General features: G+C 72.7%; 12 protein-coding genes. 3 read left to right on the forward strand and 9 right to left on the reverse strand.

All coding sequences use genetic code 11. The annotated features are described in order from the left end of the window. Positions 1–40: 40 nt before the first annotated feature. The 6 genes from ABTX18_RS19640 to ABTX18_RS19665 are packed head-to-tail and all read right to left on the reverse strand — an operon-like array spanning position 41 to position 6660. Positions 41–841, reverse strand: a complete 801-nt coding sequence (locus ABTX18_RS19640) for a DUF1684 domain-containing protein (protein ID WP_352123960.1) — start codon at positions 839–841, stop codon at positions 41–43. Between the two features lie 4 nt (positions 842–845). Next, positions 846–1985: an LLM class flavin-dependent oxidoreductase gene (locus ABTX18_RS19645; RefSeq protein WP_352123961.1), complete on the reverse strand. Its 1140-nt coding sequence runs from the start codon at positions 1983–1985 to the stop codon at positions 846–848. Continuing rightward, entirely contained in the window at positions 1982–3049 is a 1068-nt protein-coding gene (locus tag ABTX18_RS19650; RefSeq protein WP_352123962.1) for an LLM class flavin-dependent oxidoreductase, read from the reverse strand. Before ABTX18_RS19650 ends, ABTX18_RS19645 begins: the two co-directional genes overlap by 4 nt. Before the next feature lie 53 nt (positions 3050–3102). Beyond that, on the reverse strand, positions 3103–3912 hold the full coding sequence (locus ABTX18_RS19655) for an amino acid ABC transporter ATP-binding protein (protein WP_352123963.1): 810 nt from the start codon (positions 3910–3912) through the stop codon (positions 3103–3105). Between the two features lie 40 nt (positions 3913–3952). After that, positions 3953–5797, reverse strand: a complete 1845-nt coding sequence (locus ABTX18_RS19660; RefSeq protein WP_352123964.1) for an FAD/NAD(P)-binding protein — start codon at positions 5795–5797, stop codon at positions 3953–3955. Further along, positions 5794–6660 carry an amino acid ABC transporter permease gene (locus tag ABTX18_RS19665; protein WP_352123965.1) on the reverse strand — a complete coding sequence of 289 codons (867 nt, stop codon included), beginning with the start codon at positions 6658–6660 and terminating at the stop codon, positions 5794–5796. Before ABTX18_RS19665 ends, ABTX18_RS19660 begins: the two co-directional genes overlap by 4 nt. A gap of 489 nt (positions 6661–7149) precedes the next feature. Here ABTX18_RS19665 and ABTX18_RS19670 point away from each other — a divergent pair, with 489 nt between their 5' ends. Continuing rightward, positions 7150–8091, forward strand: a complete 942-nt coding sequence (locus ABTX18_RS19670) for an ABC transporter substrate-binding protein (protein ID WP_352123966.1) — start codon at positions 7150–7152, stop codon at positions 8089–8091. Positions 8092–8124: 33 nt separating this feature from the next. On the opposite strand, the gene ABTX18_RS19675 is transcribed toward ABTX18_RS19670, so the two are convergent. Further along, positions 8125–9351 carry a DUF5685 family protein gene (locus tag ABTX18_RS19675; RefSeq protein WP_503061174.1) on the reverse strand — a complete coding sequence of 409 codons (1227 nt, stop codon included), beginning with the start codon at positions 9349–9351 and terminating at the stop codon, positions 8125–8127. A 308-nt stretch (positions 9352–9659) separates the two neighbouring features. Here ABTX18_RS19675 and ABTX18_RS19680 point away from each other — a divergent pair, with 308 nt between their 5' ends. Further along, positions 9660–10106: a cell division protein SepF gene (locus ABTX18_RS19680; protein ID WP_352123968.1), complete on the forward strand. Its 447-nt coding sequence runs from the start codon at positions 9660–9662 to the stop codon at positions 10104–10106. 39 nt (positions 10107–10145) lie between these two features. Here ABTX18_RS19680 and ABTX18_RS19685 read toward each other — a convergent pair whose 3' ends face one another. Both ABTX18_RS19685 and ABTX18_RS19690 read right to left on the reverse strand, forming a co-directional pair. Beyond that, positions 10146–11357, reverse strand: coding sequence for an acyl-CoA dehydrogenase family protein (locus ABTX18_RS19685; RefSeq protein WP_352123969.1), 1212 nt, complete (start codon positions 11355–11357; stop codon positions 10146–10148). A 93-nt stretch (positions 11358–11450) separates the two neighbouring features. Then, positions 11451–13169 carry an MFS transporter gene (locus tag ABTX18_RS19690; protein WP_352123970.1) on the reverse strand — a complete coding sequence of 573 codons (1719 nt, stop codon included), beginning with the start codon at positions 13167–13169 and terminating at the stop codon, positions 11451–11453. A gap of 555 nt (positions 13170–13724) precedes the next feature. On the opposite strand from ABTX18_RS19690, the gene ABTX18_RS19695 reads away from it, so the two are divergent. Further along, complete coding sequence (locus tag ABTX18_RS19695) at positions 13725–14750, forward strand: phosphatase PAP2 family protein (RefSeq protein WP_352123971.1); 1026 nt, start codon at positions 13725–13727, stop codon at positions 14748–14750. Positions 14751–14760: the final 10 nt, after the last annotated feature.

The raw sequence follows: 14760 nt of genomic DNA on the forward strand, positions 1-14760 counted from the left end.
CTGCCGGGGCCGGACTCGGGTGGTCGGCGAAGGCGCCGGTTCAGCCGTCGGTCCGCTTCCGCTCCCCCGCCTCGACGGCAACGGAGAGGGTGTTGCCGGGCGGCGGGAACGGGCAGATGAAGTGGTCCGCGAAGGCGCAGGGCGGCAGCAGCGCCCTATTGAGGTCCACGGTCACCGATCCGTCGGCGGCCGGTGCGGCGGGACGCAGGAACCGGAAGCGGTAGCTGGTGTTCCCGCTGGTGGCGTCGGCGAAGACCGCCCAGAGCGAGCCGTCGTCCTCGACGGCGACCTTAAGGGTGTGCTCGACGCCGTCCAACTCGAAGGCGATCTCCCCGCCGAGCCCGAGCCCGCGCTCGACACCGTCGGCGTTCTCCACCCGGACGGTGCGCGAGACGCCGTACGGGCGAAAGGTCCCCGGCACGGCCCAGCGCGGGTCGTACGGCGTGGCCTCGATGGCGCGGAAGGCGCGCCGCGCCGGGGAGTCCGGGTCGAAGTCCCGTACCGCCCAGAGGCCTTCGCGGCTCAGCACCACGAGCCGACGCCCGCCGTGCGCCACCCGCGAGTCACCGATGGGCCCGCGGTCGGCGCCGAGCCGGACCTGACCGGTGAAGGGCTTCCCGTCGACGCTCAGCCCGTCCTCGGGGCCGGCGGTGAGCACCACCTCGTCACCGTCCTCGCGCCACTGCCCCGGGACGGCCGGAATTCGCCCTTCCGGGTAGTCGGAGAGCCAGTGGGTACCGGTGAGGGAGAGCGGCCCGTACGGTGCGGCGACCGTGGCGGTCCGCTCCTGGCGCCAGTGGTCCCAGTCCCGCGCCGCCTGCTGTTGTGCGTCCGTGCTCATGTGGTCAACCTTTCCATACCGGCTCGGCGAGTCCGAGGTGCGACCGCAGCGTGGAGCCGGTGTACGCGGTGCGGAACATCCCCCGTTCCTGGAGGAGCGGGACGACCCGGTCGACGAAGTCGTCGAGGCCGCCGGGGGTGGGAGGCGGAACGATCACGAAGCCGTCCGCGGCTCCCGTGGCGACGCGGTGGGCCATCTCCGCGGCCACGCTTTCCGGGGTGCCGACGAACGGCTGACAGCCCGTCTCCTCGGTGACGCGCTGCCGGAAGGTGCCCTTCGCCCGGGCCGGCTCGCGCCGGAGTGCGGCCGCCCGCTCCCGCGCCTCGGCGTCGGTGTCGCCCAGCACCACGCCGGCGCGGGGCATCACCGTGAGTGCGCCGGGCTCCCTGCCGTACGCGGCGAGCCTCCCCCCGACGACGGCGCGGAAGGCACGCCCTGCCTCCGGGGTGCCGTGCCGGGTGAGGACGACGTCGGCGTCGTACGCGGCGCACTCGCGGTCCTGCGCGCGGTCTCCTGTCCGGATGACGACGGGGTGCCCCTGCGGGGAGCGCGGGACGGTGAACTCGCCCTCGACCGAGAAGTGCCGGCCGTGGTGGGCGAAGGGGCGCGGGTCCCCGCCGGGGGTCCAGGAGTCCCACAGCTCACGGGCGGTGGCGACGAACTCGGCGGTACGGCCGTGTTCACCGTCCCGGTCGAGGCGGCCGCCGCGCCGGAAGTTCTCGGCTGCCCGGGCGTCGGCCGAGGCGGCGACGTTCCAGGCGGCGCGGCCCGCGCTGAGGTGGTCGAGGGTCGCGAACCGGCGGGCCACCTCGTAGGGCTCGTTGAAGGTGGTGCTCACGGTGGCGGCGAGACCGATCCGGTCGGTGACCGCCGCCAGTGCGGCCAGCACGGTGAGGGGTTCGAGGCAGCCGGCCGCGTCCGGATCGTCGGCCGGGCCGCCCGGCTCGCGCGGCGGCAGCGCGTCGTCGAGGAGGAGGAAGTCGAACAGCCCGCGCTCGGCGGTCCGCGCGAGGTGTTCGAAGGAGGAGAACGCGATCTCGCTGCCGGAGCGCGGGTCGCTCCGCACGGCCCGGTCGTCCACCGGGAAGTGCGCGGCAAGACGCATCCGTCCGGGGGCAGCCGCCTGTTGGGGGGCGGCCGTCATACCCGTGCTCCTCGGAGGGCGTACCGGTTGGCCGGGCGGGCCAGGCCCAGGTGCTCGCGGAGGGTGCCGCCGGGGTAGAAGGTGCGGAACAGGCTGCGGTGCTGGAGCAGGGCCACCGTGCCGTTGACGATCCGTTCGAGGTCGCGCTCGGGTGTGATCGGGGTGAGGTGGAAGCCGTCGACGGCTCCGGACCGGTGCCACTGGGTGATCAGGTCGGCGAGGTCGACCGGGCCGCCGCGGTAGTACGTGCCGTGCCCGGCGAGCGGTGGTCCGCTCTCCAGGCCCGGCTCCGGGGCCGATTCGGCGTCGCCGAGGTCGACGGTGAGCGCGGCGAGCACCCGCAGCGTCGCGGGGTCGCGCCCGTGGGCGGCCGCGCGGCTCAGTACGTCGTCGCGGATCCCGGCGGCCCGCTCGGGTGTGCCGGCCCGTACGAGCACCACGTCGGCGTGGCGGGCGGCGGTCTCCCGGGCCGGATCCGCGGTGCCGTCGACGACCGTGACCGGGTGGCCCTGCGGGGGCCGGGGCACTGCGGCGGGTCCCCGGACGCTGAAGGCGGCGCCCTCGAAGTCGGTGCGGTGAACCTTGCCGCCGCCGGGGAGACGTCCGGTGGCGGCGTCCCGGATCCCGGCGTCGTCCTCCCGGCTGTCCCAGAGCCGCGCTGCCACGTCGGCGGCCTCGCCGGCCTCCCGCCACAGTTCGGCGGCGGGCGCGGCGGGGCGGCGCCCGAACAGCCGGGCCTCGGCGCCGGTCGTCGACACGTCCGCCCACCAGCCGGCCCGGCCGCGGCTGACCCAGTCCAGCGTGGCCACGGCGGCCGACACGTGGAAGGGCTCGGTGTGGGTGGTCGTCACCGTCGGGACGAGACCGATCCTGCGGGTTGCGGGCGCGATGCGGGAGAGCACGGTGAGCGCGTCCGGTCCCGGCCGGGCGAACGAGTCGCCCAGGGTGACGAAGTCGAGGGTGCCGTGCTCGGCGAGCCGGGCGAGGCCGGTGTAGTGCGCGGGGTCGTAGCGGGGCGGGCCGCCGATCCCGGCGGCGAGGTGGAGCGGGCGGAGAGCTGACATGGGCGAGCCCTTTCGGAGGGTGCGGACGTGGCTCGGGGCTGCGGAGTGCCGGGTCACAGCACCTTGGAGAGGAAGGCGCGCGTCCGTGCGTGGCGCGGCCGGTCGAGTACCTCGGCGGGCGGGCCCTGCTCGACGATCCGTCCCTCGTCCATGAAGACGACGGTGTCGGCGACCTCGCGGGCGAAGCCGATCTCGTGCGTGACGACGATCATCGTGGTGCCCTGCTGCGCGAGGTCCTTGATGACGTCGAGGACCTCGCCGACCAGTTCGGGGTCGAGCGCGGAGGTGGGCTCGTCGAAGAGCAGCAGCTTCGGTTCGAGGGCGAGGGCCCGGGCGATGGCGACGCGCTGCTGCTGGCCGCCGGAGAGCTGTCGCGGGTACGCGGCCGCCTTGTCGTCCAGCCCCACCCGGGCCAGCAGCCGGTGCGCGGTGGCGTTGGCCTGCTGCTTCGTACGGCCGAGGGCGGCGACGGGGGCCTCGGTGACGTTCTCCAGGACGGTCAGGTGCGGGAAGAGGTGGAAGTTCTGGAAGACGAAGCCGATCCGGGTGCGGCGGCGCAGGACCTCGCGCTCGGGGAGTTCGTACAGCTTGTCGCCCTTCCTGCGGTACCCGACGAAGTCCCCGTCGACGGTGATCGAGCCGCGGTCCGCCTTCTCCAGGTGGTTGACGGTGCGCAGCAGGGTGGACTTCCCGGACCCGGAGGGACCGAGGATCACGGTCACTTCGCCGGGGCGGACGGACAGGTCGACGCCGCGCAGGACGTCGAGGGAGCCGAAGCTCTTGTGTACCCCCCGGATCTCGACCATGGGGGCGGCGGGGGCGGGTGCCGGCCGGCTTCGCGGGGGACGGCTGGTCGTCTTCATGGGCGTGTCCTCGGATGGTACGGATCGGAGTGCGGGCCGGTCAGCCATCGGCTTGGCCGAGGCCGCGCAGGAAGGTGAGGGCGGCACGGGCGGTGGCGTCGTTCTGCCCGAAGGCCGGGCCGCCGGTGCGTGGCCGGGTGAAGGCGCCGCTCGTGCGGGCGGCCGTGTGCGGGCCGAGCGCGAAGCGGCGGGGGTGCGGGAGGCCGTCGCGGTCCAGGATCCGGCCGTCGCCGGGGTCGACCGCCAGCAGCCCGGTGACGGTGGCGGCGGCCCCGTCCTCGTACAGCCCCCGGAGCAGGGTGCTGCGGGTGCGTCCCGGCGAGGGGTCGGGCAGCCGGGCCTCGACGAGGGCGCGGGCCTCGATCCGCTCCCCGGGCACGGTGGCGCCGGCCGCCCGGAACAGGCCCCGCTCCTCGTCGGCCTCGACCGTCGTCCCGGCGCCGAGGAAGCGGACGACACCGGCCCGGGAGAGCGCGAGCAGCTGCCGCAGCCGGGGGCCGGGCGGTCCGGAGGCGAGGTAGCTGAAGAAGCCGTGCCACCCGTCACCGATGTCGGGGAACCGGACCAACTGGCCGTATACGGAGAGCAGTCCGAGGAAGACGGCGAGGTCCTCGCTGTGCGAGGGGTCGTGCCGGCGGTCCAGGTCCGCGGTGATGTAGGCGCGCGTCGCCTCCTGGAAGGAGGCGGCCGAGGCGTGGCGCACGCCGTCCAGGGGGTGATCGAGCGCCGCCAGGTCGAGCCGGTCGGCCGGGTCGGGGACGGCTGCGGCGATCACGGCCCGCAGATCGGCGCTCCCCGGGTCGGCGGCCGCGTACTTCTCCTCGAAGACCGCCCAGTCGGCCGTGGTGCGCTCCGGGTGGGCGGCGAAGAGCCGGTGGTAATGGGCGTAGCCGAGCTCTTTGTCGACATGGGGCCATATGTCGCAACGGAAGTCGAGCGGTTCCGGTCGTTTCAGCAGCTCGTCGGCCAGGTCCGGACCGAAGAAGCGCGGCAGCGGAGGCCGCTCGCCGGGCCGGACGTACCCGATCTTGGAGTGGTACGGGACGCCGCGCCGCGATCCGACGTACAGCACGGGCTCCTTGCCGGAGGGCAGGTAGGCGCCGTTCTCGTGGCGTCCGCCGCGGCCCTCGGTGAGCAGCACCATCAGGTCGATGAAGGCGAGCCCGAAGCCCCGGACGATGACGGGTTCGCCGGCGGGCAGGGCGCTCAGGTCGCTGTCGGCGGTGAAGTCGGGCGGCAGATGGACGAGGCCGTGCCGGTCCGCGAAGCGGGACAGCCGCCGCTGTTCGTCCTCCGGTTCGGCGTCGAGGTGGCCGAGGGTGAGGACCACGAGGTCGGCGGTGAGCGGTTCGGCGCGACCCTCCAGGTGGACGGACTGGCGGCCGTCGCGGGGGCCGGTGACGCGCAGGGCCCGGCGGCGGTGTTCGTGGACGGTGACGGTGGGCGGGAGCGCGGCCACCGACTGCTCGTACACCCAGCGCAGATAGGCGCCCTGCAGCCGCCGGCTCGGGAAGTCTCCCCCCGTCAACGCGTCGATCTCGGCGCGGAGCCCGGGTTCACGGGCGACGTCCGGGCCGGGTTCGGTCCGTCCCTCGCGCACGTCGGCCGCCCAGGCGTGGAGCGCCGGGCCCGGCCGTACGGGGCCTTCCAGGCGGACGGTGTCGTCGGTGAACATGGTGACGTCCTCGGCCATGGAGTTCATCCACAGCAGCGGCGACTGGTCGTGGCGCCAGATCCGGCCGCCGCCGGGCGGGAACGGGTCGACGAGATGGATGTCCAGCGGCCGGCCGTCGTACAGCGAGGGGGCGTTGGCGGCGATGCGCTCGATGACGCCCGTGCCCCGCGGCCCCGCCCCTATGACGACCAGCGTCGCCGCGGCACTCACCGGGCGTCCCCGGTGCCGCGCGCGTAGTACCGCTCGACGTAGTGCTGGCCGACGCTGAGCAGCGAGGTCACGGCGACGTACCAGAGGGTGGCGACGAGCAGCAGCGGGATGACCTGGTAGGTGCGGTGGTAGACCAGCTGGACCGAGTACAGCAGGTCCTGTACGGCGATGATGCTGACGATCGAGGTGCCCTTGAGGGTGCCGATCAGCATGTTCCCGGCGGGCGGCACGATGGAGCGCATCGCCTGCGGCAGCACGATCCTGCGCAGCCGCCGCCACGGGCCGAGGCCGAGGGACTGGGCGGCCTCCAGCTGTCCGCGTTCCACGGAGAGGATGCCGCCGCGGACGACTTCCGCCGCGTACGCGGCCTCGTGGAGCGTCAGTCCGACGACGGCGACGGTGACGGGGCCGAGGAGGTTCACGGTCCGGACGCCGAGGATCTCCGGGTAGAGCGCGCCGATGTTGAACCAGAACAGCAACTGGACGAGGATCGGCGTGGACCGGAAGAGCCATACGTACCCCCAGCCGACGGCCTGGAGCACGCGGTTGGCGGAGAGTCTGAGGACCGCGAGCAGCGTCCCGAGCGCGAAGCCGAGCGCCATCACGAGGGCGGTGAGCCAGAGGGTGAGCCCGAGACCGCGCAGCACCGCCGTGGTCATGAAGTAGTCGCCGACGACGTCCCATTGGAAGGCGTCGTTGCGGATGACGGAGTTCAGCGCGAGTGCGAGCAGGACCAGTACGGCGACGGCGGCGGTCCACTGGCCGGTCCGGCGCGCCGGGACGATCCGCAACGGGCCGGATCCGTCGTCCTTGAGGGGTCCGGCCGGGAGGGCCGGCGGGAGGGTGTCTGTCTGTGCGGACATGCGAGGGCTCCGTGGATGCGGCGATCGAACACGGGGCGCGCCCTCGGCACGGAACACAACGGTGGAACACAACGGGACCGGGCCCCTCAGCCCGATCCACGCTCCGAGGTAAACGCTGTAGACGGCCGCTTGTCAACCATGTCCACACTGTGAGCCGTACGTCTCACGTCAGTTGACGGACCAACGGATGCCTGTTCCACTGGGGCCATGCATTCGCAGCAGTGGCTGGTCAAGCGCTCCCACATCGACTTCGGTCGCGTGTGGTCCTGTTCCTGTTGAGCCGACGCCCTGCTCCCTCCCGCGTTCCCGCTCGCGCCGTGACCGGCGTCTGAGCTCTTCTCCCTGCGTGCCCTCGCGTACACAACGCCGCACCACCTCCCCTCGCACCGTTCCTTCCGTCGCCTTCCGCCTTTCCTCCGCCCCGTCCGCGGGCCGTCCCGCGCTGCCGCGCGCCCGCCCCCGGCCGACGAATCTGGAGAACCCTCTCTCATGCCCCGTACCCGGCACACCGCTGCCTTCGCGCTGATCACCGCCGCCACGCTCATGCTCACCGCGTGCGGGTCCGGCGATCCGGAGACCGCCCCCGCGGGCGCGGCCGGTTCCGCCGCCAAGGGGGCGGTCCCCACCACTGACGTCGTGTCGGGAGTGAGGAAGGACGCCGCCGCCGCGGCCCTGCTGCCCGCCGGGGTCCGCTCCTCCGGCACGCTGAGCATCGCCTCCAGTGTCGGCTCCCCGCCCAGCGCCACCTATCTCGCGGACGGTACGACCCTGGCCGGCGCCGACATCGATTTCGGGGACGCCGTGGCCCGGGTCCTCGGGCTGAAGCCGAAGCGGGAGGTCGCCGCGTTCGAGGCGATCCTGCCCGCGCTCGGCAGCGGGAAGTACGAGGTGGGCACCGGCAACTTCGGTGTGACCGACGAACGCAGACGGACCATCGACTTCGTCACCTATCTCAACGACGGCCAGGGCTTCGCGGTCCGCGACGACAGCGAGCTGTCCGGGATCACCGACCTCACCCAGTTGTGCGGCCTGACCGTCGGCACCGCGGCGGGCACCACGTTCGAGGTGACGCTGGAGGAGAACCGGCACCGGTGCTCCGAGGCCGGCAAGAAGGCGTACGACGTGAAGACGTACGCCGACGCGTCGGCTGTCTGGTCCTCGCTCCAGCAGGGGCGTACGGACGTGGTGATGTCGACCATCAACGGTTTGAGGTACGCCGTGGGACAGCAGGAGGGCGTGCGCTTCCTCAACGAGTTCAAGCGTCTCGACGTCGGTTTCGCCTTCAAGAAGGGCACCCCGCTGGCGCCCGCCTTCCAGGCCGCCGTCAACCGCCTCAAGGCGGACGGCACCTACGGCCGGATCCTGAAGAAGTGGGGGATCTCCGCCTCGGCCGTCAAGACCTCGCAGATCTCACCGCCCGACATCAAGTGACGCGACATCAGCAACGCGGAACGTGACGTGACGTCAGCAGCTGCAGTCGCACCCGCAGCAGTCGCAGCCGTCACAGCAGTCCCCGCAGTTGCTGCAGCAGTCGCAGGCGTCGCAGCAGTCACCGCAGTCGCATTTGCTGCACAGCCCTTCGCGCCGCTGATGACTCCACGGGTCGTCAAAGGTGCCGCAGCACATCTGGCAGGTGCAGGCGAGACCCGCCCACACGAGGCAGCCCACGATGAGCCCCCGCCGGTCGCGAGGGGGCTCCGGCGGCGGACCGAACGGGCCGGAGGGGCCCGTGGGGGCGTACGGATTGCCCGGTGGCGGCCCGAACGACCCCGTCGGCCGCCCTCCTGACGGATGGTCGGCTTCCGTCAGGAGCCCGCCGCCCCGATGGGAACAGACGTCCGCGGCGAACGCCCGGTCCACCGATCGCCGCAGTTCGTGCGCCAGCAGCACATGGGCGAGCTTGTCGTCGGCGAATTCGGCGTCGCGCAGCGCCAGCCGTACGCCCCGCAACGCGTCGTCGCACAGCCGCCGGGCCTCGGCACGCGAGGTGCCCGTCGCCGTGAGCGGGTTCCAGGCACCCGACGCGGCGTCAGCTTCCTGGTCCTCCACGGCGTCCAGCAGATGCGCGAGCCGCCCGAAGAGCCGTCCGGCCTCCGCCAGCGGCGCGGCGTTCTGCGGCTTGCCCGCGAGCACGGCGGTGTGGGCGAAGGCCGCCGCGGTGGCGGTCTCGGTGGGCTCGGTGACCGTCAGCAGCGGGGTTCCGGGCCCGGCGAGCAGCTCGATGCCCGTCTGCCGGTCGACGGCGTCGACGAGCAGCGCCGTGTCGAAGCCGAGCTGTGCGCCGGTGCGCGCTCCGGCCCGGTCCCAGCCGGCGGCCACCCGGCGCGCGGCGGCGGCCACCGGGCGGCGCGCCAACAGGCCGTCCCGGTCGGCCACGTGGTCGCGCACCTTGGCGGAGGCCAGCACCAGCGAGACGGCGGCCGCGAGCCTGGCGCCCTCGCCGCGCGCGACCGGGGCGGTGCGCATGGCGCGCAGCGGGCAGGGACCCGCCGTGCGCCGCTGCCCGGGGGTGCGCTCGGCCTGAGCCTCCGTCAGGACCGAGACGATCAGACCGTCGTAGTTCGTGACGATCCGGGCGAACTGCCCGTGATCGGAGCGAAGTGCCAGACAGAGCCCGCAGAGATGGGCCATCCACTCGGCCTTGAGCCCCTCCGACAAGCGGTGGGTGCAGGGCCTGACGATTCCGAACACGGCTATCCCCCGGTAGTCGTTCAGCTGTGCGCGGCGCTCGGGCGCGTGCGCGACGTGCATCGTATCGAGTGACCCGTTCACCCGTACGTCCCCCATGTCACCCGTACGGACGGGCGGAGCATATTTTCTTATCTCCAGGGCCCTTATGCAGGAGGAACCTTGACGAATCGCCACATCTTCTGCACCAGTACCGTCACGAATGCCCTGCGCGCCGCCTATCCCCTTGGCGCACGATCCGCATCATGGACGACCATAGGGATACGAAAGAGATGCGGAACGCCAAGGAACCGCGGTGAGAGGAGGCGTCCATGGGATCGGTGCGCAAGGCGAGTGCCTGGCTGGGCCTCGTAGAGGACAACAACGAGCGGTACTACGACGACGACGAGTACGCCGAGGGTGCACGGACAGGGACCGGTGGCCAGGCCTGGGTGACCGATCCGCGGGTGCGGGTGGTCTCGGAGGCGGCCGAGGAGACGGGCCGCCGGATCGCCACGGTGACCCCGGACAGTTTCCGGGACGCCCGGAGCATCGGCGAGCTGTTCCGGGACGGCGTCCCGGTGATCATGAACCTCACGTCCATGGACTCCGCCGACGCCAAGCGCGTGGTGGACTTCGCCGCGGGACTGATCTTCGGACTGCGCGGGTCGATCGACCGCGTGGCCACCCGGGTCTTCCTGCTGACCCCCGCCGACACCCAGGTCGTCAACGGCGAAGCCGTCGGCCGGCCGGCCGACGGCTTCTTCAACCAGAGCTGAGCGGGGCGCTCACCGGATCGGTCCGGCCGCGCCCTCCGACTACCGGAACGCGTCCAGGCCGGTGAGCGCCTTGCCCAGCACCAGCTGGTGCATCTCCACGGTTCCTTCGTAGGTGAGCACCGACTCCAGATTCGTCGCGTGGCGCATCACCGGGTACTCCAGCGAGATCCCGTTGGCGCCGAGGATCGTGCGCGAGGTGCGGCAGATCTCGATGGCCTCCCGCACGTTGTTCAGCTTTCCGAAACTGACCTGCTCCGGGCGGAGCCTGCCCGCGTCCATCCGGCGGCCGAGGTGGTGGGCGAGCAGGATGCCCTTGTGCAGTTCGACGGCCATGTCGGCGAGCTTGGCCTGGGTGAGCTGGAAGCCGCCGATCGGCTTCCCGAACTGCTCACGTGTCCTCGCGTAGTCGACGGCCGCCTCGAAGCTGGACCGGGCGGCGCCCATGGCTCCCCAGACGATGCCGTAGCGGGCATGGCTGAGGCAGCTGAGCGGGCCGCGCAGTCCGGTGACGCCCGGCAGCACGGCGTCGGCCGGCAGCCGTACCTCGTCGAGGATCAGCTCGCTGGTGACCGAGGCGCGCAGGGACCACTTGTGCCTGATCTCCGGCGCGGAGAAGCCGGGGGCGTCGGTGGGCACCACGAATCCGCGGATGCCGTTGCCCGCGGCGCCGTCGTCGGTCTGCGCCCAGACCACGGCGACGCCGGCGACCGAGCCGTTGGTGATCCACATCTTGCGCCCGCTGAGGACCCAGTCCTCACCGTCCCGCTTGGCGTACGTCCGCATGCCGGCCGGGTCGGAGCCGTGGTCCGGTTCGGTGAGCCCGAAGCAGCCGATGATCTCGCCGGCCGCCATGCCGGGCAGCCACTGCCGCTTCTGCTCCTCGGACCCGAAGCGGTGGATCGCGTACATGGCGAGTGAGCCCTGTACGGAGACGAGCGAGCGGATCCCGGAGTCGGCGGCCTCCAGCTCCAGGCAGGCCAGTCCGTACTGGACCGCGGTGGCGCCCGCGCAGCCGTACCCCTGGAGGGACATGCCGAGGGCCCCGAGCGAACCGAGTTCGCGGGCCAGCTCGCGGATGCCGGGCAGTTCGCCGTTCTCGTACCACTCGGCGATGTGCGGCAGGACCCGGTCGGCGGCCCAGACCCGGACGGTGTCGCGGATCGCGAGATCCTCGGGGCCCAGGAGGTCGTCGATGCCGATCGGGTCGCGGGGGTCGAAGGGCGGGAGTTTCGCGGACGGAGCGGTGGACATGAGGGGGTGCCTCCGGCGGCTCGCACGGTACCGATGTCGATGGGACGCCGAAAACTAGCACTGTTAGTTACGGCGTTGTGCCGACGTTACGACTCAGTGTGCCGCGCGTCCAGAGCCCGTCGCCTCGGCGGGCGTGCGCCGCGCGGGCAGCCGGAGCAGCACCTCGGGCCGCTCCTGGGCCGGCAGCCCGAGGGCCCCCGGCGGGGCCTGTCCGGCATCCGGCGCCACTACGGCGTCGTCCGCCGGTGCGCGGGCTTCGCAGAGCGGCGGCGGGCACTCCATCACGCGGGGCAGCCTCAGCGCGGCGAGCGCCCCGAGCAGCAGCAGACCCGCGCTGACCAGCAGGGTGAGGTGCAGCCCTCCGACGAAGGCGTCCCGGGCGGTGGAGCGCAGTACGGCGCCGGCCGGACCGCCCAGCTGCGTGGCGACCTGGTAGGCCTCGCCGAGCGAGTGCCCGGCGGCGGCGCTCGCCGAGGCGGGCACCCCCTTGTCGGGGAGCCCGGCCAGACCGGGGGCGTACGCGGCGTTCATCACGCTGCCGAGCAGGGCGATGCCCATGCCGGCGCCCAGCTGGTAGGAGGTCTCCCCTATCGCGGCGGCCCCGCCGGCCCGGTCGGCCGGTGCCTCGCTGAGCATGGACTCGTACGCGCCGAAGAGCGTGGACTGCAGACCGAAGCCCAGCAGGACGAAGGACACGGTCAGCAGGCCGGGCCGGTCGTGCAGGCCCATCGCGGTGAGCATCAGCACCGCCGCAGCCGTCAGGACGAAGCCCCAGCCGACCATCCGGCGCGGGCCGACCCGGCGCAGGGTGTGCGAGCCGGTGGCCCCCGCGGCCATGGCGGCGAAGGTGAGCGGCAGCAGTCGCAGACCGGTCTCCAGCGGGCTGAGGCCGAGGACCAGCTGGAGGTACTGGACGGCGATCAGCTCGAGGCCGACCAGGGCCAGCATGGCGAGGACGATGCAGCCCACCGCGGTGGTGAAGGCGGGCCTGGCGAACATCCCCATGTCGATCAGCGGATGCGTCCGGCGCCTCTGCCGGCGGACGAACGCGACCAGCAGCGCCGCCCCGGCCAGCAGCGGCACGAGCGTGCCCGGGCCGAGCAGCCCCTCGCCGGTTCCCGCGCGCTTCACGCCGAGGACGACCCCGAGGACACCGGCGGCGGCCATCAGCGCACCGAACACGTCCCAGGGGCCGTCGTTGCTGCCGCGGGACTCCGGGAGCAGCAGCCGGCCGAGCGGCAGGATCAGCGCCATCAGCGGGACGTTGATCAGGAAGACCGAGCCCCACCAGAAGTGCTCGACGAGGAAGCCGCCGATGACGGGGCCGGTGGCGGCGCCGACGGCGGCGACGGCGGTCCACACGCCGATGGCCATGGCCCGCTCACGGCGGTCGGGAAAGACCTGCCGGAGGATCGACAGGGTCGCCGGCATGATCATCGCGCCGCCGACGCCGAGCAGGGCCCGTGCCGCTATGAGCACGCCCGCGCTGTCGGCCAGCGCGGCGACGGCCGAGGCGGCACCGAACAGCGCGTAGCCGAGCAGCAGTACGCGCCGGCGTCCCCCGCGGTCACCGAGCGTGCCGAAGAGGATCAGCAGGGACGCGCAGACCAGCGGATAGACATCCACGATCCACAGCAGCCCGACGGCGCTGGGCCGCAGGTCCTCGGTGACGGCCGGCACGGCGACATGCAGCACGGTGGCGTCGAGCGCCACCAGCAGCAGACTGAGGCAGAGGACGACCAGGACGACCCATCGATTGGCCCCGTCGGCGGCTTCGCGCAGACGGGTTCGGGCTGTGGTCGTCCCGGACATGCATCTACCTCCCAAAAGGTCCCTCGCGCTCGGCAGGCCCCCCGGGGATTCAGCGTCCGCTGTCCCTCCGGGCCCGGCATCGACGGGCGAGTGATGCGTCAGCGTACGCGAGTTCGGCAGGGCCACACGTGGCCCATCTCATACCGGCCGACGCCGTCGAGTGTGGCGTACGCCACTGCGTCCGCCCGACCCGGCCCCCTCCAGGACGCCGCCCGGACCTGCGGCAACCGGCCGTTCCGCCGCGCGGGCGGCGGACCCGGGAGGCGGCGGGCCCCCTCCGGGGCGCACCGCCCGAGGGCATTCAGTAACCGGACCGACACCGTCCGTTCCCGCCCCGCTGCCGCCCGGCGTGAATGCACTCCGCCCTGCCGCGCACCATTCCGGCATTATCCGAATGCGTTTACGGAAAGCGTGTCCGCTGAATGGAACGGAAGGAACCAGGGCTCCCTGAAACTCAGAAAATCGGCTCGGCTGAGACATAGTCCACATCACATCGTCATCACAAACCGGCCGGATCGTCCGAGTCACCCACTCACTCGCTGTAACGTCGATTGGGTGCGTACCGACATCTTCGCCCGGCTGGACCGGGAGCCGGAACCGCCGAAGATAGAGACACCGCGGATGAGCCGTCACCGCATCGCTCTCTTCGGCGGGACGTTGGCGTTCTATCTGGCCATCGTCATTGCCGTGCTCATGTCGTCCTGGCTGGTGGCCCTGGACTGGAAGGTCATGCTCTTCCGGCCGTACCAGCAGTGGCCCGGCATCCACGCCTTCCTCGACTACTACGTCGTCCTCGGCCAGCGCGGCCCGACAGCGGTCATGGTCGCCTGCTGGCTGGGCTGGCGCTCCTGGCGGCAGCACACCCTGCGGCCGCTGCTGACGCTGGGCGCCTCGCTCCTGCTGCTCAACGTGACGGTGGGCGCGGTCAAGATCGGCCTCGGCCGGCTCGGCCCGCACTACGCGACGCAGATCGGGTCGGCGGAGCTCTTCGCCGGCGGCGATATATTTCCCTCCGGTCACACCGCCAATGCCGTCGTGACCTGGGGAATCCTCGCCTATCTGGCCGCCACTCCGCGCGCCAGGCGCTATCTGTCGGCCATGTCCGCGATCGTCTCCCTCGGGGTCGGTCTGACGACGGTCTACCTCGGCACGCACTGGCTCAGCGACGTGGTCCTCGGCTGGGCCGCGGGGCTGCTGATCCTGCTGGGCCTGCCCTGGGCCGAGCCGATGATCACCCGGGCGGAGAACTGGATCTTCGCGGCCCGCGAGTGGCTGAGCGCGCGCGGCAGGACCGCGGCACCGCAGCCGGCGGTGGCAGGTGCCCCCCGCCCCGCGCCGGCCCGGATTACGGCCGCGGGGGACGCGGCACAGAGCCCGGCCGGCACCGGCGGACACCAGACGACGGCGATCACGGCCACCGGCAGCCGTCCCCGGGCGCACAGCGCACCGCCCCCGCACCCCGGGCACGCCGTGCGCTCCGAGCGGACCCCGGTCACCCCGGCCGGCAGCCGGCGGCCGCCGCACGCGGACCGCACACCCCGTGGCGGCGCGACCCCGGCCCGGCCGGTGGCCGGCGGGTGACACAGCACCG

Source organism: Streptomyces sp. NPDC096323 (assembly GCF_040302845.1).
Classification (GTDB): Bacteria; Actinomycetota; Actinomycetes; order Streptomycetales; family Streptomycetaceae; genus Streptomyces.